This window comes from Caballeronia sp. RCC_10 (assembly GCF_041360715.1).
Taxonomy (GTDB): Bacteria; Pseudomonadota; Gammaproteobacteria; order Burkholderiales; family Burkholderiaceae; genus Caballeronia; species Caballeronia grimmiae.
Window position 1 is genome coordinate 12658 of the sequence record NZ_JBFUPT010000008.1, and the last position, 17040, is coordinate 29697.

Annotated in this window: 17 protein-coding genes; 13 read left to right on the forward strand and 4 right to left on the reverse strand. The window is 64.7% G+C overall.

The window, feature by feature from the left end; genetic code table 11:
* Positions 1–7: 7 nt before the first annotated feature.
* The 13 genes from AB6804_RS15975 to purF all read left to right on the forward strand — a co-directional run bounded on the left by AB6804_RS15975 (position 8) and on the right by purF (position 13404).
* Complete coding sequence (locus AB6804_RS15975; RefSeq protein ID WP_160174749.1) at positions 8–157, forward strand: hypothetical protein; 150 nt, start codon at positions 8–10, stop codon at positions 155–157.
* Positions 158–238: 81 nt separating this feature from the next.
* Positions 239–1360, forward strand: coding sequence for an aspartate-semialdehyde dehydrogenase (asd, locus tag AB6804_RS15980; RefSeq protein WP_370887253.1), 1122 nt, complete (start codon positions 239–241; stop codon positions 1358–1360).
* A gap of 175 nt (positions 1361–1535) precedes the next feature.
* Positions 1536–3536 carry a FimV/HubP family polar landmark protein gene (locus AB6804_RS15985; protein WP_370887254.1) on the forward strand — a complete coding sequence of 667 codons (2001 nt, stop codon included), beginning with the start codon at positions 1536–1538 and terminating at the stop codon, positions 3534–3536.
* Between the two features lies 1 nt (position 3537).
* Complete coding sequence (gene truA / locus AB6804_RS15990; RefSeq protein ID WP_370887255.1) at positions 3538–4341, forward strand: tRNA pseudouridine(38-40) synthase TruA; 804 nt, start codon at positions 3538–3540, stop codon at positions 4339–4341.
* On the forward strand, positions 4338–5006 hold the full coding sequence (locus AB6804_RS15995) for a phosphoribosylanthranilate isomerase (RefSeq protein ID WP_370887256.1): 669 nt from the start codon (positions 4338–4340) through the stop codon (positions 5004–5006). The genes truA and AB6804_RS15995 overlap by 4 nt, the downstream gene beginning before the upstream one ends.
* 54 nt (positions 5007–5060) lie before the next feature.
* On the forward strand, positions 5061–6254 hold the full coding sequence (gene trpB / locus AB6804_RS16000) for a tryptophan synthase subunit beta (protein ID WP_035968859.1): 1194 nt from the start codon (positions 5061–5063) through the stop codon (positions 6252–6254).
* 7 nt (positions 6255–6261) lie between these two features.
* Entirely contained in the window at positions 6262–7113 is an 852-nt protein-coding gene (locus tag AB6804_RS16005; protein WP_370887257.1) for a site-specific DNA-methyltransferase, read from the forward strand.
* A 52-nt stretch (positions 7114–7165) separates the two neighbouring features.
* Positions 7166–7969 carry a tryptophan synthase subunit alpha gene (trpA, locus tag AB6804_RS16010; RefSeq protein ID WP_370887258.1) on the forward strand — a complete coding sequence of 268 codons (804 nt, stop codon included), beginning with the start codon at positions 7166–7168 and terminating at the stop codon, positions 7967–7969.
* 60 nt (positions 7970–8029) lie between these two features.
* Positions 8030–8902, forward strand: a complete 873-nt coding sequence (accD, locus tag AB6804_RS16015) for an acetyl-CoA carboxylase, carboxyltransferase subunit beta (RefSeq protein ID WP_035968851.1) — start codon at positions 8030–8032, stop codon at positions 8900–8902.
* Between the two features lie 78 nt (positions 8903–8980).
* A complete protein-coding gene (folC, locus tag AB6804_RS16020; protein ID WP_370887259.1) occupies positions 8981–10291 on the forward strand; it encodes a bifunctional tetrahydrofolate synthase/dihydrofolate synthase in 1311 nt (436 codons plus the stop codon).
* Positions 10292–10338: 47 nt separating this feature from the next.
* Positions 10339–11184: an SPOR domain-containing protein gene (locus AB6804_RS16025; RefSeq protein ID WP_370887260.1), complete on the forward strand. Its 846-nt coding sequence runs from the start codon at positions 10339–10341 to the stop codon at positions 11182–11184.
* A 6-nt stretch (positions 11185–11190) separates the two neighbouring features.
* Positions 11191–11724, forward strand: coding sequence for a CvpA family protein (locus tag AB6804_RS16030; RefSeq protein WP_035968846.1), 534 nt, complete (start codon positions 11191–11193; stop codon positions 11722–11724).
* A gap of 132 nt (positions 11725–11856) precedes the next feature.
* Positions 11857–13404, forward strand: a complete 1548-nt coding sequence (purF, locus tag AB6804_RS16035) for an amidophosphoribosyltransferase (protein WP_370887261.1) — start codon at positions 11857–11859, stop codon at positions 13402–13404.
* A gap of 60 nt (positions 13405–13464) precedes the next feature.
* On the opposite strand, the gene AB6804_RS16040 is transcribed toward purF, so the two are convergent.
* The 4 genes from AB6804_RS16040 to AB6804_RS16055 form a co-directional block, all read right to left on the reverse strand.
* Positions 13465–14244 (reverse strand): helix-turn-helix domain-containing protein, encoded by a 780-nt coding sequence (locus AB6804_RS16040; protein ID WP_370887262.1) that lies wholly within the window; start codon positions 14242–14244, stop codon positions 13465–13467.
* A 7-nt stretch (positions 14245–14251) separates the two neighbouring features.
* A complete protein-coding gene (locus tag AB6804_RS16045) occupies positions 14252–14593 on the reverse strand; it encodes an FKBP-type peptidyl-prolyl cis-trans isomerase (RefSeq protein ID WP_244795515.1) in 342 nt (113 codons plus the stop codon).
* A 129-nt stretch (positions 14594–14722) separates the two neighbouring features.
* On the reverse strand, positions 14723–15916 hold the full coding sequence (locus AB6804_RS16050) for a glycosyltransferase (RefSeq protein ID WP_370887263.1): 1194 nt from the start codon (positions 15914–15916) through the stop codon (positions 14723–14725).
* Between the two features lie 37 nt (positions 15917–15953).
* Complete coding sequence (locus AB6804_RS16055; RefSeq protein ID WP_370887264.1) at positions 15954–17033, reverse strand: glycosyltransferase family 4 protein; 1080 nt, start codon at positions 17031–17033, stop codon at positions 15954–15956.
* Between the last annotated feature and the right edge of the window lie 7 nt (positions 17034–17040).

Here is a 17040-nt window from a genome sequence, read left to right on the forward strand (position 1 = left end):
CTAGGTCATGGCGAAGAACTCTCAATTCTCTACGGATTCCATCGGTCGCGGCATCGACGCTCGCGCGACGGGTCTCGTCATCGTCAAGCGCATCGGCGTCATTACGTCGAAAACGCGCATTACGAAAGTCTCCATTAAAGCGATCACGATTCGCTGATCGTCCCTCGTGTCCGAGCGTCTTCCCCGCGCGGCCACGCCGGGCAAGGATGCGGGGAAGAATCCACACATAAGGTTAGTCATGAACGTAGGTCTCGTTGGTTGGCGCGGTATGGTCGGCAGCGTCCTGATGCAGCGCATGCAGCAGGAAGGCGATTTCGACCTGATCGAACCGGTGTTTTTCAGCACCAGCAATGCGGGCGGCAACGCGCCGTCGTTCGCCAAAAACGAGACGAAGCTCAAAGATGCAACGAGCATCGACGACCTGAAGAAATGCGACGCCATCATCACCTGCCAGGGCGGCGACTACACGAACGACGTGTATCCGAAGCTGCGCGCGGCGGGCTGGAAAGGCTACTGGATCGATGCGGCATCGGCGCTGCGCATGAAGGACGACGCGGTCATCATCCTCGACCCGGTCAACCTGAACGTCATCAAGGATTCGCTCGTCAAGGGCGGGCGCGATTTCGTCGGCGGCAACTGCACGGTCAGCCTGATGCTGATGGCGCTGGGCGGCCTGTTCCGCGAGAACCTCGTCGACTGGATGACGGCCATGACGTACCAGGCCGCGTCCGGCGCGGGCGCACAGAACATGCGCGAACTGCTGTCGCAAATGGGCGCGCTGAACGCGTCGGTCGCGGACGATCTCGCGAATCCGTCGTCGGCTATTCTCGACATCGACCGCAAGGTTCTGTCGACGATGAACAGCGACGCCATGCCGACCGAGCATTTCGGCGTCCCGCTCGCCGGGTCGCTGATTCCGTGGATCGACAAGGATCTCGGCAACGGCATGTCGAAGGAAGAGTGGAAGGGCGGCGCGGAAACCAACAAGATTCTGGGCAAGCCCGCGATGGGCCAGCCGGGCTCGATTCCCGTCGATGGCCTCTGCGTGCGGATCGGCGCGATGCGTTGCCACTCGCAGGCGCTGACCATCAAGCTCAACAAGGACGTGCCGCTCGACGAGATCAACGGCATTCTGGCTTCGGCGAACGACTGGGTGAAGGTCGTGCCGAACGAGCGTGAAGCGTCGATGCGCGATTTGTCGCCGGCCGTCGTCACGGGCACGCTGACGGTGCCGGTCGGCCGTCTGCGCAAGCTGGCGATGGGCGGCGAGTATCTGTCGGCGTTCACGGTCGGCGACCAGCTTCTGTGGGGCGCCGCCGAGCCGCTGCGCCGCATGCTTCGCATTCTGCTGGACAAGTAAAGTAAACTACGCGCCAGAAAGCGCGGACCTCGAAGAAAAAGCGTCGCGTTATCGCGGCGCTTTTTTGTTTGTGCGCCCGATGGTGTGGCGCTGTGCGCGAATGGCCGGTCATGACCGTTTCGGGCGCGCGAGTCTTCGTTCCTGTCTCAATTCTTCGCCGTACCCTGGAGTTTCAATGATTCGACGACCCCGCCGGTCTTTCATCCCGTCATCGCGTGCGGCGCTCGCCGCGGCAAGCGTCGCCGTCTGCACGCTGCTCTGGACGAACCCCGGCGCGGCGCTCGCGCAGGCGAGCGGCGCCGCCGCTGACACAGCCTCGGCGGCCGTCGCGGGCGCGTCCGGCCAGCGGTACGCGGTCAAACCGGGACAGTCGCTCAACGACGTCGCCGCGGAAATCACCGGGTCGAAGGAACGCGTCGTTCGGGAAAAAATGGCGCGTGAGCTCTTCGACGCGAATCCGAACGCGTTCGCCGGGCACGACATCAACAGGCTCAAGCTCGGCGCGGTGCTCAACGTGCCGGCGGGCGATACCGGCGCTGCATCCGCGACGCAGGCTCCGGCCGGCGCCGATCAGGCGAGTGCGCCAGCGGTCAGTCCTGCTGGCCCGGTTGCGTCGTCGCCGGAAGCGCCGGCGGAGGCCGCTTCGGGCATCGCGCCGGCTTCGGGTATCGAACAGGCTTCGGAGCCGCAGCCCGCGCCCGCCGTCGCACCAACGGCCAGCGCACCAACGGCCAGCGCCCCGGCGCCGGAAACGGCCCCCACGCGCCGTGTCGGCCCCGATCCGATGCTGTTCGGTCTCGCGATCGCGGTACTCGTCCTGCTGTTCCTGCTGATGATGTGGCGCAGCGCAAAACGCCGCCGTGCGGTGGCGCAAGCCGAAGCCGATGCGCGAAATAGCGAGCGCCCCGTGACGCCCGCGTTCCCCGCACCGCCGGCAGGCTCCGGCGCGGCCGAACTCGAGGGCAAGGCCGTCGAGCGCGATCAGTCGGAATTGAACGCGGTGGCGGCGAGCATCGAGAGCTACGAGGCGGCTCAGACCTTCGCCGCCCCGTCCGACGACGATGCCGTGCCCTCCGTCGATACGCCGCCGGCGTCTCTGCCGACCGCGCTGCACGAAGCCGAACCGGCGACGCCGCACGCGCCCGAGTCCGTCGAAACACGCGCCGAGCCGCCCGCGCCGTTCATGCCGTCGCCGCCCGCGGCGATTCACGCGGGGTTCGTGCCGCCGCTGCAACACTCCGGCACGGCGGACGGGCAGGACAGCGATGCTAACGAGGGAGACATCGCCGCTCGCGAAGCCGCCGCCCGCGAAGCCGAAAAGTGGGAAGCCGAAGAACGTCAGGCAGCCGCCCGGCAAGCCGCGACGCGCGAGGCCGAAGAGCGCGAGATTCGCGCACGCGAGGCAGCAGCGCGCGACGCGCTCGCCGCCGAAATGGCGCGCCACGAAGGCGAAGCCGCCGAACAGGAAGCGCAGGCGCAACATGCCCGCGAGGCGGCTGCGCGGGAGATCATCGCGCGCGAGGCTGAATTGCGCGAGGCGCAGGCGCAGGCTGCCGATGAGCAACGCGCGGCGGAGCAGGCGGCGCGCCGCGAGAGGCATCCGGAAGAAGCTGCGGACGACGACGAACCGACGCGCGGCGATCGCTTCCCGATGCCCAAGTTTCCGACCGAAGCCGTCGAGGCCCTCGGCTCGCTCGACCTGAGCTTGCCGCCGCGCATGGATTTGCAACTGGGAACGCCGGGCGATGCCGGCGCTGCCCCCGCTTTGCGCGAGTCGCAAACGCCGATCGAGCCGGTGCCGTTCGTGCCGCAGCCCGTCGCCGGCACGGACGCCGGGCGACTCCGAAAGATGGAGCCGCCCTCGGCCGCCGCGCAGATCGAAGCGGGAACGGCCGGCGCTGCGTCGGTCGCCGGTCTTGGCGCGACGCCGTACGGGCCGCTCAGCCTGGATTTCGATCTGAATCTGCCGTCGAGCCATACCGAGCCCCTGCCGGCGCTGACCCCGGCGCAACTGGCGACGATCGCACGCAACAAGCTCGAGCTGGCGGTCGAGTACATTGAACTGGGCGATCTGGGCGGCGCGCGCACGCTGCTGCAGGAAGTCATCGCGTCGAACGATACGGCCACGCGCCAGCAAGCCGCCGCGCTGCTTTCGACGCTCGCACCGCATTCCTGATATGCGCATTGCGTTAGGCGTTCAGTACGACGGCGCCGCGTTCAGCGGCTGGCAATCGCAACCGCACGGCAACACGGTGCAGGACGAACTCGAACGCGCGCTCGCGGAATTCGCGCAGACGCCGCTGCAAACGGTTGTCGCGGGCCGCACGGATACGGGCGTTCACGGTCTCGGTCAAGTCGTCCATTTCGATACGGACCTCGAGCGCACGGTGTTCTCGTGGGTGCGCGGCACCAACGCGTTCCTGCCGGAATCGGTCGCGGTGCAGTGGGCGAAGCCGATGCCCGACGATTTCCACGCGCGCTTCGCGGCATTCGAGCGCACTTACTATTACGTGCTGTACGTCAATCCGGTGCGTTCACCCATGCTCTCGAAGCGCGCGGGCTGGGTGCACACGCCGCTCGATGTCGCCGCGATGCGCGAATCGGCGGCGTGTCTCATCGGAGAGCACGATTTTTCGTCGTTTCGTGCAGCGGATTGTCAGGCGAAAACGCCGGTCAAGCATATGTATCGGATCGACGTGCGCGAGCAGGGCGATTTCGCCCACTTCCGTTTTCGCGCCAACGCGTTCCTGCATCACATGGTGCGTAATCTGATGGGATGCTTTGTCGCGATCGGGCGCGGCCGGCACCCCGTCTCGTGGATGGCCGACGTCCTCGCCGCCCGCGACCGCCGCGCCGCTGCGCCGACGTTCATGCCCGACGGACTTTATCTGGCGGAAGTGGGCTATCCCGAACGCTTCGCGGTGCCGCCGCCGCATATCGCGAGCATGCCGTGGAGCGCCATTTGGACCGATCAGACATGAACGACCAGAACTTGCATCGAACGAGAATCAAGCTCTGCGGATTGTCGCGCGTGGATGACGTCAAGCACGCCGTCGCGCTCGGCGCGGATGCGGTGGGCTTCGTCTTCTATCCGCCGAGCCCGCGTTCGGTGAGCATCCCGCAAGCCGTCGAACTGGCGCGGCACGTGCCGCCGCTCGTCTCAGCCGTCGGCCTGTTCGTCAACGCGACGCCCGAATGGATCGCGGAAGTCACGTCCAGCGTTCCGCTTTCGCTTCTTCAGTTTCACGGCGACGAAACGCCCGAGCAATGCGCCAAACTTGCCGCGATTGCGGGTTTGCCCTATTGGCGCGCAGTGCGTGTCGGGCCTGATGCGGCTGCAAGCGATTTGGTAGAATCGTCGCTTAAATATGCAGCCGCAGGCGGCATCCTGCTCGACGCGCTCGTCGAGGGCTTCGGCGGCGGTGGAAAGGTATTCGATTGGTCACTTATCCCAACAGATCTCGGGCATCGGGCCGTTTTGAGTGGTGGGTTGAACACGCAAAACGTCAGTGAAGCCATCCGGCGCGTGCGCCCGTTCGCGGTCGATGTCTCCAGCGGCATCGAAGTGCCGGGCGCCAAGGGCGTGAAGGATCATGCCCGAATGACGGCGTTCGTGCGCGCGGTGCGCGAAGCGGACGCCGCCTGATTCCGAATGCGGCGCCGACTTGAATTGTCGGACCGCCACCGAGAGAGTGACGCAATGTACAACTTGCCTGACGAAAGAGGCCACTTTGGCCAGTATGGCGGCGTTTTCGTTTCCGAAACGCTCATTCATGCCCTCGACGAACTGCGCCGCGCCTATGACGCGGCCCGCCAGGACCCCGAGTTCCAGGCGGAATACGACTACGAACTGAAGCACTACGTCGGCCGTCCTTCCCCGATTTATCACGCGAAACGCTGGAGCGAGATGCTCGGCGGCGCACAGCTTTATCTGAAGCGCGAAGACCTGAATCACACCGGCGCGCACAAGGTGAACAACGTGATCGGCCAGGCGCTGCTCGCGCGCAAGATGGGCAAGCCGCGCGTGATCGCCGAGACGGGCGCGGGCCAGCACGGCGTCGCCACGGCGACCATCGCGGCGCGCTTCGGCATGGAATGCGTCGTCTACATGGGCGCGGAGGACGTGCGGCGGCAAGCGGCGAACGTCTATCGCATGAAGCTGCTCGGGGCGACCGTCGTGCCGGTCGAATCCGGCTCGCGCACGCTCAAGGACGCGCTCAACGAAGCCATGCGCGACTGGGTCACGAACGTCGAAAACACGTTCTACATCATCGGCACAGTCGCGGGTCCGCATCCGTATCCGATGATGGTGCGCGACTTCCAGCGCGTGATCGGCGACGAATGCCGCGTGCAGATGCCTGAAATGGCGGGCCGTCAGCCGGACGCGGTCATCGCGTGCGTGGGCGGCGGATCGAACGCTATGGGCATTTTCTATCCGTATATCGACGACACGGACGTGCGGCTCATCGGCGTCGAGGCCGCGGGCGATGGCATCGACACGGGCCGTCATGCGGCGTCGCTGATGGGCGGCAGCCCCGGCGTCCTGCACGGCAATCGCACGTATCTGCTGCAAGACGACGACGGCCAGATCATCGAGACGCATTCGGTGTCGGCGGGGCTGGATTATCCGGGCGTCGGTCCCGAGCACGCGTGGCTGAAGGACGCGGGCCGCGCCGAGTACGTCGGCATCACGGACGACGAGGCGCTCAAGGCGTTCCACGACTGCTGCCGCATCGAAGGCATCATCCCGGCGCTCGAATCGAGCCACGCGCTTGCCTACGGCGCGAAGCTCGCGAAGACGTTGCCGCGCGACAAGGTGCTGCTCGTCAACCTGTCGGGCCGTGGCGACAAGGACATGCACACGGTCGCGGAGCGATCGGGCATCCAGTTCTAAGCCGCAGATGCGCACTGTCATCGACGAACCGTTGTCCGCCGGCGCGCTGCAAGGCGCCGGCATCGACATTCGCAACCGCGATTTCCTGGCCGATGCCGCGAACATTCCCGATGCGTCGATCGACCTGATCGTCGCCGATCCGCCCTATGGACTGGGCAAGGATTACGGGAACGACTCGGATATGTTGTCGGGCGACGCCTTTCTGGAATGGACGTATCGCTGGCTCGACATGGCGATTCCGAAGCTCAAGAAGAGCGGCTCGCTGTATATCTTCTGCACCTGGCAATACTCGCCCGAACTGTTCGTGTTCCTGAAGCGCCGGTTGATGATGGTCAACGAGATCGTCTGGGACCGGCGTGTGCCGAGCATGGGCGGAACGACGCGCAAGTACACGTCGGTGCACGACAACATCGGTTATTTCGCGGTATCGAGGGATTACTACTTCGATCTCGATCCGGTGCGCATCCCTTACGACGCAGCGACGAAGAAAGCGCGCTCGCGCAAGATCTTCGAAGGCAGCAAGTGGCTGGAGCTGGGCTATAACCCGAAGGACGTCTGGTCGGTATCGCGGCTGCATCGCCAGCACGCGGAACGCGTCGATCATCCGACGCAAAAGCCGCTGGAAATCGTCGAGCGCATGGTGCTGGCAAGTTGTCCGCCGGGCGGCCGCGTGCTCGATCCGTTCATGGGCAGCGGCACGACGGCGGTTGCGTGCGCGCGCCACGGACGTTTGTTCACGGGTTACGAAATCAACGCCGATTACTGCGCGATCGCGGAAGGCCGCATCGCGCACGCAAATGCGGCGCCTCCGAAGCCTGCAGCCGTTCCGCTTGCCGCCGAAGCGCAAGCCGCGCAATAGCGTCGCTGACCGCGTCTATCGACGCCTACCGAATACGACTACGAGAATCACCATGTCCCGTATCAAGAACACGCTCGCGGCGCTCGCCGCTCAAGGCAGGAAAGGGCTGATCCCGTTCATCACCGCGGGCGATCCCAACCCCGAACAGACCGTCGAATTCATGCACGCGCTCGCGAAGGGCGGCGCGGACGTCATCGAACTGGGCGTGCCGTTCTCCGACCCGATGGCCGATGGCCCTGTCATCCAGCGTTCGTCCGAGCGCGCACTGGCGCGCGGCGTGACGTTGAAGCGCGTGCTCGCCGATGTCGCGCGCTTCCGCGAAACCGACGACACAACGCCCGTCGTGCTGATGGGCTACGCGAATCCGATCGAGCGCATGGGCGCTGAAGCGTTCGCGCAAGCCGCGAAGCAGGCGGGCGTGGACGGCGTGCTGGTCGTCGATTATCCGCCGGAGGAATCGGAAAACTTCAGCACGACGATGCGCGCCGCAGGCATCGATCCGATCTTCCTGCTCGCGCCCACGTCGACGGACGAGCGCATCGCGGCGGTCGGCAAAATCGCCAGCGGCTACGTCTATTACGTGTCGCTCACCGGCGTGACCGGCGCCGCTAATCTGGACGTTTCCCGCATCGCGAGTAAAATCCCGGCCATCAAGTCGCACGTGCCCCTGCCGGTCGGCGTCGGTTTCGGCATTCGCGACGCCCAAACCGCCCGTGCCGTGGCCGAAGTCGCGGATGCCGTGGTCATCGGCAGCCGGCTCGTGCAGTTGCTCGAAGAGGCGCCGCCCGAAACAGCTGCGGCGTCGCTTTCGAGCTTCATCGCGGAAATCCGCACGGCGCTCGACTCCGCCAGGTAATTTTCGCCGCCGCGCCGCGCGACTCGCGCGCCGCGGCCCCCGAACAGTCAAGGAAAAACGATGAGCTGGCTCGACAAACTGCTGCCGCCCAAGATCAAGCAAACCGACCCCAAGAGCCGCAAGGGCATCCCCGAGGGCCTGTGGGTCAAGTGTCCGTCGTGCGAAGCGGTGCTGTACCGCAATGACGTCGAGGCGAATCTGCATGTTTGCCCGAAGTGCAGTCATCACATGCGTATCGGCGCGCGCGAGCGGCTCGATCGCCTGCTCGATCCGGAAGGCCGCTATGAAATCGGCCAGGAAGTCGTTCCGGTCGACGCGCTGAAGTTCAAGGACAGCCGCAAGTACCCGGATCGTCTGAAAGAGGCGATGGAAGACACCGACGAAACCGACGCGATGGTCGTCATGGGCGGTGCGATCCACACGTTGCCGTGCGTCGTCGCGTGCTTCGAATTCTCGTTCATGGGCGGCTCGATGGGCTCGGTCGTCGGCGAGCGCTTCGTGCGCGGCGCGCGCAATGCCATCGAGCAGAACGTGCCGTTCATCTGCTTCACGGCGTCGGGCGGCGCGCGCATGCAGGAAAGCCTGCTTTCGCTGATGCAAATGGCGAAGACCACCGCGCTCCTGACCAAGCTGTCCGAGGCGAAGCTGCCGTTCATTTCCGTGCTGACCGATCCGACGATGGGCGGCGTGTCCGCGAGCTTCGCGTTCCTCGGCGATGTCGTGATCGCGGAGCCGAAGGCGCTGATCGGCTTCGCGGGTCCGCGCGTGATCGAGCAGACCGTGCGCGAAAAGCTGCCGGAAGGCTTCCAGCGCGCCGAATTCCTGCTGCAGAAGGGCGCGGTCGACATGATCATCGATCGCCGGAAGATGCGCGAGGAAATCGCCCAGTTGATGGCGTTGATGACGGGGCAGCCCGCCGATTCCGTCGCCTGAGGCCGTTTCCGTCCCGCGCCGCGCCGCGCGTGAACCCGCGAGGTTCCGCGCGGCGTTTTTGCTTTCTCGATCTCGACAATGAACACTTTCCCCACACTCGACGCGTGGCTCGCCCATCTTGAGGCGGCGCATCCCGTCGGCATCGACATGGGTCTGACACGGATCGGCCGCGTGAAAGACGCGCTTGGGCTGACGTTCGACTGCCCGGTCATCACCGTCGGCGGCACCAACGGCAAGGGCTCGACCTGCGCGATCCTCGAAACCATTCTGCTGCGCGCCGGGTATCGCGTGGGCTGTCACACGTCGCCGCACTTGCTCGCGTTCAACGAGCGGGCGCGGATCGACGGCGCGGAAGCCAGCGACGCCGAGTTGCTCGAACATTTCGAAGCCGTCGAGAAAGCGCGCGCGAGCCTGCCTGAGCCGGTTTCACTGACGTATTTCGAATTCACGACGCTCGCGATCCTGCATCTCTTCGCGTCGCGCGGACTGGACGCGGTAATTCTCGAAGTCGGGCTCGGCGGGCGGCTGGATGCCGTCAACATCGTCGATACGGATTGCGCGGTGATTACGAGCATCGACATCGATCATACGGACTACCTCGGCGATACCCGCGAGAAGATCGCATTCGAGAAAGCGGGCATCTTCCGTTCGGGAAAGCCGGCGGTGTGCGGCGATCCCTCGCCGCCGCAGACACTGATCGATCACGCCGAGGCCATCGGCGCGGATCTGTGGCTCGTCGGCCGCGATTTTCGCTACGAAGCGCAGCCGGGCAACGAGCGGCAGCAATGGAGCTACATCGGGCGCACGCAGCGGCGCTCGGCGCTCGCTTATCCGGCGCTGCGCGGCGCGAATCAGTTGATCAACACGTCGGCTGCGCTGGCCGCCCTCGAAGCGTTGCGCGACCGGCTGCCGGTGTCCGCGCAGGACATTCGCCTCGGGCTTGCGAACGTTGAGCTTCCGGGACGATTCCAGGTGCTGCCGGGCAAGCCGCAGATCATTCTGGATGTCGCTCACAATCCGCACGCCGCCGCCGTGCTGGCGCAGAACTTGGGCAACATGGGCTACTTCCCGTACACCTACGCGGTGTTCGGCGCGATGAACGACAAGGATATCGACGGCGTCATCCGCCAGTTCCGCGGTGAAATCGATCACTGGAACGTGACCGCGCTGCCGACGCCGCGGGCGGCATCGCCGGAGCGGCTGGAAGCGGTGCTGCGGGAAGCCGGTGTCAACGAAGGCCCCGACAGCAGCGTTGCACGCTTCAACAGCCCGGCCGATGCTTTTCAAGATGCGTTAAGCCGGGCGTCCGAAAATGATAGAATCGTGGTTTTCGGTAGTTTCTATACGGTGGCTGGGGTCATGGCCTACCGCAAATCGCAGCATCACTGAGACGGTCGGCCAGGCCGGGCGTCCAAGCATCTCGCACCAAGCCATACATGGGACTTTTCTCGTTCGGCAAGAAAGACGACGCACGCGCGGCGAGCGACGCATACCCCGATTCCCCGCGCGGCTCGCGTCATACCGTGCGCACGGAACGCCGCACGCGCCGCTCGGAGCGCACGGACGCCGACGCGATGATGCTCGACCCCACCCTACCCGAGAAGCAGCGCGCGCGCCGCAGGCTGGTCGGCGCGATCGCGCTGGTGCTGGCGGCGGTCATCGTTCTACCGATGGTGCTGGATTCGCGCCCGAAGCCCGTCACCGACGACATTTCCATCGACATTCCTAGCCGCGCCGCGCCGGCCGCGAAGCAATCGCGCGACGCGGAAGACGCCGATACGCAAGCGGGCGTCGCGCATGACGGTCCTGCGCCAACATCGGCGCCGGCCGTGGCGCAAACGCAGCAGCCGCAAGCGTCCGCGCCGGTTGCGCAAGCGAAGCCTGAACCGAAGCCCGAAGCCAAGTCGGAACCGAGGCCGGAACCGAAGCCAGCCGTTGCCGCGAAGCCGGCCGCCAAGCCGCAGGCTGTCGAGCAGGCAGGAGACACAGACAACACCAGCAACACGACTTCCGCCACCGCGAACACGCCGTCGTCGCCCGCAGGCAGCCGCTTCGTGCTGCAAATCGGCACCTTCGACGACGAAACCGCCGCGCAGAACTGGGTTCACAAGTTGAAAGCCGCGGGTGTGCCCGCATATGTCGAGCATCGGCAGCAGACGGACGGCTCGTCCCGTGCGTTGCTGCGAGCGGGACCGTTCCCGGATCGCGCGGCGGCGTCGGCGGCGCTCGTGAAGGTGCGCCAGGCGGGACTCGCCGGCGGCAAGCGTTCGGCGTCGAACTAAGCGCCGATGTTTACGAGCTTCGACTACGCGGTAATGGCGGTGATCGGCTTGTCGGCGTTGCGCGGCATGTGGCGCGGGTTGCTGGCCGAAGCCTTCGGACTGGTGGGGTGGATTGCCGCGATACTGATCGCGGGCCGCTTCGTCGGCGTCGTCGTGCCGTATATCCCGTCCACATGGCCGGGCGGCGCGCTGACGCAATGGCTCATCGCGTTTCTGCTGGTGGTCGGCGCAGTGCTGCTGCTGTCGAGCGTCCTGTCGGCGCTTTTGACGCGCATCACCGAAGTCACCGGCCTGCGCGGCGTGGACCGCTCGCTGGGCTTGCTGTTCGGCCTCGCCAGAGGCGCGATACTGGTGGTGATCCTGGTCGCCCTTGCCGGCTTGACCGAATTGCCGCAGAAGGATTTTTGGCGCAATGCGCTGCTCAGGCCGACGGTCGAGCAGGGCGTGCGCGAACTGAAACCGCTGCTTCCCGATACGCTCGCCGCGTATGTGCACGTCGCCCCCGATCCGGGCGATCCGGCGCGAAACGCCGCACAATAGACGAACGGCTGGCTACACGAGGAACGCGCGACGCCACACTGCGTCGCCTCTGGTTCGGCTTGTACGAGCCGGGGCAACGCGCGCAGGCGGCACGCCTTTCGACCCCGTTTCGACTCTTTGAAGGACCATGCCATGTGCGGCATCGTAGGTGTAGTTTCCCAAAGCCCTGTCAATCAGGTCATCTATGACGCCTTGCTGCTGCTGCAGCATCGCGGTCAGGACGCGGCGGGCATCGCCACGGCCAACGGCAACAACTTCCACATGCACAAGGCCAACGGCATGGTGCGCGACGTGTTCCGCACGCGCAACATGCGCAGCCTGCCGGGCACGGTCGGCATCGGGCAAGTGCGCTACCCGACGGCCGGTTCGGCATCGAACGAGGAAGAAGCCCAGCCGTTCTACGTCAACGCACCGTTCGGCATCATCCTCGCGCACAACGGCAATCTGACGAACTGGATGCAGTTGAAGGACGAGATGTTCCGGATCGATCGCCGGCACATCAACACCGCATCGGATACCGAAGTCCTGCTCAACGTCTTCGCGCACGAACTGCAGCTGGCAAGCTCGGGCCTGCAGCTCGACGCCGCCGCGCTGTGGAAGGCGGTCGGGGGCGTGCATCGCCGCGTGAAGGGCTCGTATGCGATCGTTTCGCTGATCGCGGGCTACGGTCTCGTCGCGTTCCGCGATCCGTTCGGCATTCGCCCGCTCGTGCTCGGCAAGCTCGAAACGTCGACGGGCGTCGAGTGGATGGTCGCGTCGGAATCGGTGGCGATCGAGGGTATCGGTTTCGAGTTCGTGCGCGATGTCGAGCCGGGCGAAGCGATTTTCATCGACGCCGAAGGCAATCTGCACAGCCACCAATGCGCCGAAAAGCCGGTGCTGAACCCCTGCATCTTCGAACTGGTTTATCTCGCGCGTCCGGATTCCTGTCTGGATGGCGTGCCGGTCTACAACGCGCGTCTGCGTATGGGCGACTATCTCGCCGAGAAGATCAAGCGCGTGCTGCCCGACGTGCCGATCGACGTCGTCATGCCGATTCCCGATTCGTCGCGCCCCGCCGCGATGCAGGTGGCGGCGAAGCTCGGCGTCGAATATCGCGAGGGCTTCTTCAAGAATCGCTACGTGGGCCGCACGTTCATCATGCCGGGCCAGGCGGTGCGCAAGAAGTCGGTGCGTCAGAAGCTGAACGCAATGGGCATCGAGTTCAAGGGCAAGAACGTGCTGATCGTCGACGATTCGATCGTGCGCGGCACGACCTCGCATGAAATCGTGCAGATGGCCCGCGATGCCGGCGCGAACAAGGTCATTTTCGCGTCCGCCGCGCCGCCGGTGAAATTCCCGAACGTGTACGGCATCGACATGCCGACGCGTGGCGAACTCGTCGCGCATGGCCGCAGCGACGACGAAGTCGCGCGCATGATCGGCGCGGACTATCTGGTGTATCAGGACGTCGAGGATCTGAAGAGCGCGGTGCGCGATATCAATCCGGCGCTGAAGGAGTTCGAGGCATCGTGCTTCGACGGCAATTACATCACCGGCGATGTCACGACGGACTATCTCGATCGCATCGAGACCGCGCGTCTTGCGCCGCAGGAGCAGACGGATCGCGACATCGCGGGCGAAGCGCTCGATGGCGGTCCGGCGCGCTCGCAACTGCATTTGCAACTGTCGGTGGAATAAGCCCTTTGCGGCTTTGATTGAAGCCCGCTGCGTCGTTCAGACGAGCGGGCTTTTTTGCGTCTACTGTGCGCGCATGAGGCCGCTGTTGCGCCATTGCCCCGGCGCGATGCCGAAGCGTCTGGAGAACGCATGCGTGAACGCGCTTTGATCGGCGAAGCCGACATCGAGCGCGATAGCGGTCAGCGTAGTGCGCGGATCGGCAAGCAGCGTGAGCGCCGTATCGAGCCGCAAGCGCAGCAGATAGCGATGCGGCGTCTCGCCGAACGCTTCGTTGAACAGTTGATGAAAGCGCCGCATGCCGAAGCCGCAGTGCGCGGCGAGATCGGCCACCCGCAGCGGCTCCGAGAGATGCGCGCGCAGCCATCGGTCGATGCGGGCGAAGTCGAGCGCGCGCATTTCATCACCCGGCGATGCGCCGGCGTCGGCCATCAATGCGCTGCACAGACGCGTGGCCGCTTGCCAGGCAAAACGTCGCGGCAACGCGGCATCGTCGATGGTCACGCTGGTAGCCACGTTCGCGACGAGTTCGGTGATGCAGGCATCGAGATCGACAGTGCGGGCGCGTTCGAAGAAGCGCGCCGGCACCGCCACCGATGATGCCGGGAGATCCAGCACGAGCTGGCGATTCACCCCTTCGGCCCAGTATTCGTGACGCGCGCCGGCCGGAATGATCCACGCGCGATGGCGGTCAATCTGCGACTCGCGGCCATCCACAGCCATGCCCATCGCACCGTCGAAGCCGAGCACGATCTGATGAAAGTCGTGTTCATCCGACGCCTGCACCTGTTCATAGCGGCGCAGTGAGACCGTGGGCGTGGAGAGGGCGAGCGGCGCGCTCACGTGTACCTCAGACGTCCAGCAGTTCCACTTCGAACACGAGCGTCGCGTTCGGCGGAATCACGCCGCCTGCGCCGCGCACGCCATAGCCGAGTTGCGCCGGAATGGTGAGACGGCGCACGCCGCCGACCTTCATGCCCTGCACGCCTTCATCCCAGCCCTTGATGACCATGCCGCCGCCGAGGACGAAGGCGAAGGGCTCGTTGCGATCCTTGCTGGAATCAAACTTCTGGCCGTCGGTCAGCCAGCCGGTGTAATGCACGCTGACCGTCTTGCCCGCGACGGCTTCGGCGCCTTCGCCGACGGTGACGTCTTCATACTTGAGACCGGAATCGGTCGTGACTGTCGACATGTTTGCTCCCTGGTTGCACGGCATAGCGCCGATGGTCGAAACCAGCATTGTAGAACGGAGCGGGGGAAGGGATGAGGCGTGCGCCGGAGGGCGCCATGCAAGCACCACCGCTCGCATGGCGCCCCCAGCTTACTTCGCGAGCAAATCAGAAGGCTGCGGCGATGCCGGGTCATACGCGCCGCGCGATGGCGTCGCCGGCATCATCACGTTCTGCGCCTGCGCTTCGAATACCTCGCGCGAGAAGCGGCGGCGGAAGTCGCTGGTGAGCGCGGCCATCGGCACGTCGCGGGCGGCAAAGATGCGCTCGACGAAAGCGTCGTGATCGCCGGCGGGGAAAAGCAGCGCATCGGGCAGATACGAATCGAGGCCGCAGATGCGGGATACCACGATGGGACGCTCCGCGAGCACCGCTTCGATCATCACGAGCGGCACGCCTTCGAAAGCCGATGGCAGCACGAGCGTATCGCTCGCGACGATATACGGCAGCACGTCGCTCTTCGGACCGGCGATCCGCACGCACGCAGTCAGCGTCGGGCTGGCATCGACCATCGCTGCGAGCCGCGCCGCATCGGCGCCTTCACCGATGATCAGCACGATGGTCCGCTTGAACGCTTCCGGGTGACGCTCGATCGCTTCGAGCAGAAAGTCCTGGCGCTTCTGCTTGAAGTTGATGCGGCCGATGTGCGCGATGACCGTGGTTCCATCATCGGGCAAGCCGAGCGATGCGCGCGCCGCTGACTTCGTCAGCATCGAGCGGCTGAAGCGGTCATCGACGTAGTTCTCGAGAATCATCGTTCGCGCATGCGGCGCGAGCGTGCGCAGCTTCCCGCGCAGATGCTCGTTGAGGGTCACGAATTCATCAGGCATCCGATACATTACGCGCTTCGCGAGCCACTTGACCTTATCCGTTGAGCTTTCGGTGGCCGGGCCGTCATCGACGAGCGGCAAGTAGCTCAACGCACGCACACGCGCATAACGCGCGGCAAACAGCCCGGCGATGCCCGATACGATCGTGCCCTGCGCGATCAACAGCTTCGAAAGCTGCAGCGTGCGCAGCGTCGCAGCGGTTGAGCGGATCGCGCGGAATAGCGCGAACAGATCGCCGCGTATCGATTCCGCGGTGTATGACAGGCTCACCATGCGCACCTTGGCATTGTGGCGCGCCAGTTCGCTCACATAGCGATGCAGCGCCGCATTGCTCTTCGGCACGAGGATGTGCAGCGTTTGTACATTTCCGCTCGTGATGAGCGCGAGCATGAACCGCTTGAGCATCTCTTCATGCCCACCGTTGATGCCCGAGTCACAATAGATTCCAACGTTCACCGGCTTTCTCCCCTAACAGCGCGCGCCGTGCGCGTATTTACTGCCTGTTGACGAATTGCATCAGCAGCCGCGCACTTTCCGTCCAACGATAGCGCTCGGCGTGCGCGAGTCCACGGCGCCTGAGGTCTTCGCTTAGCTTAGGCGAATCGAGCAGTTCCCGCAGCTTTGTCGCCATGTCGTCGACCGAATAAGGATCGCAATAGATCGACGCGTCACCGCATGCTTCCGGCAGCGCCGCAGCGCGTCCGACGAGCGTGGGGCATCCGTTGCGCATTGCCTCCAGCGGAGGAATGCCGAAGCCTTCATAGATCGACGGATACAGGAAACATGCTGCATGCTGATACAGCGCCTTGAGTTTTTCGTCGCTCACATAGCCTGCTTCCTTGATGTTGGGTGCGTTCGACAAATCCTGTGCCTTACCGAAAATCGCTGTATTCTTCATACCGACGATGACGAGGTCGATCGACGGATCGTTCAGACGCATGAAAGCCTCGACCAGCCGCTTGAAATTCTTGGTCGGATTCATGCTGCTCACTGCCAGGACGTAACGATTGGCCGTGAGATTTAATTCCGCGATGACTGAATCATCGGCTACGACATGATCGAGATGATCCGCAGCGAGCGGCACCACGCCGATGCGCTCGGGCGCAACGCCCACATGATGCGCAAGCCGGTCCCGCGAAAACATCGAGTTCGTCAGCACACAACTCGACGTGCGCGCGAGAATCCAGAACATCACGCGATACCACATGCGAAACTTCCACGAGAAATGCGCGGGCGTGTCGAACACCGCCGCATCGTGCATGTAGATGATCTGGTTGCGACGAAAGATCGAGCCCGAGTTGCTCAAATTGACGATGCGCGATCGCCCTGCAAATAGCGGCAGCACGAACTGCTCCCACAGCACACCCTTGCCGAATCCGAGCTTGACCGTGGGCACGCCATCGACCGGCACGAGCCCGGACTGCGGAGGCACCGCGAGCATCACGTGCGCGCCCTCCGGCAGCTTCACGAGCGCAGCGACGAGTTCGCGTGCGACACGCTGCACGCCCGTCGTCTTCTGGCTCGTGAATCGCCCGTTATAAACGAGCTTGCTGGTTGCGATCGAAGTGTCCATGTATTTC

Excerpts from the sequence above, each read along its gene's own strand:
- trpB (WP_035968859.1), top strand. The coding sequence starts at position 5,061 with ATGTACAACTTGCCTGACGAAAGAGGCCACTTTGGCCAGTATGGCGGC.
- accD (WP_035968851.1), top strand. The coding sequence starts at position 8,030 with ATGAGCTGGCTCGACAAACTGCTGCCGCCCAAGATCAAGCAAACCGAC.
- AB6804_RS16025 (WP_370887260.1), top strand. The coding sequence starts at position 10,339 with ATGGGACTTTTCTCGTTCGGCAAGAAAGACGACGCACGCGCGGCGAGC.
- AB6804_RS15975 (WP_160174749.1), top strand. The coding sequence starts at position 8 with ATGGCGAAGAACTCTCAATTCTCTACGGATTCCATCGGTCGCGGCATC.
- folC (WP_370887259.1), top strand. The coding sequence starts at position 8,981 with ATGAACACTTTCCCCACACTCGACGCGTGGCTCGCCCATCTTGAGGCG.
- trpA (WP_370887258.1), top strand. The coding sequence starts at position 7,166 with ATGTCCCGTATCAAGAACACGCTCGCGGCGCTCGCCGCTCAAGGCAGG.
- AB6804_RS15995 (WP_370887256.1), top strand. The coding sequence starts at position 4,338 with ATGAACGACCAGAACTTGCATCGAACGAGAATCAAGCTCTGCGGATTG.
- AB6804_RS15985 (WP_370887254.1), top strand. The coding sequence starts at position 1,536 with ATGATTCGACGACCCCGCCGGTCTTTCATCCCGTCATCGCGTGCGGCG.
- purF (WP_370887261.1), top strand. The coding sequence starts at position 11,857 with ATGTGCGGCATCGTAGGTGTAGTTTCCCAAAGCCCTGTCAATCAGGTC.
- asd (WP_370887253.1), top strand. The coding sequence starts at position 239 with ATGAACGTAGGTCTCGTTGGTTGGCGCGGTATGGTCGGCAGCGTCCTG.
- AB6804_RS16055 (WP_370887264.1), bottom strand. The coding sequence starts at position 17,033 with ATGGACACTTCGATCGCAACCAGCAAGCTCGTTTATAACGGGCGATTC.
- AB6804_RS16005 (WP_370887257.1), top strand. The coding sequence starts at position 6,262 with ATGCGCACTGTCATCGACGAACCGTTGTCCGCCGGCGCGCTGCAAGGC.
- AB6804_RS16030 (WP_035968846.1), top strand. The coding sequence starts at position 11,191 with ATGTTTACGAGCTTCGACTACGCGGTAATGGCGGTGATCGGCTTGTCG.
- truA (WP_370887255.1), top strand. The coding sequence starts at position 3,538 with ATGCGCATTGCGTTAGGCGTTCAGTACGACGGCGCCGCGTTCAGCGGC.
- AB6804_RS16045 (WP_244795515.1), bottom strand. The coding sequence starts at position 14,593 with ATGTCGACAGTCACGACCGATTCCGGTCTCAAGTATGAAGACGTCACC.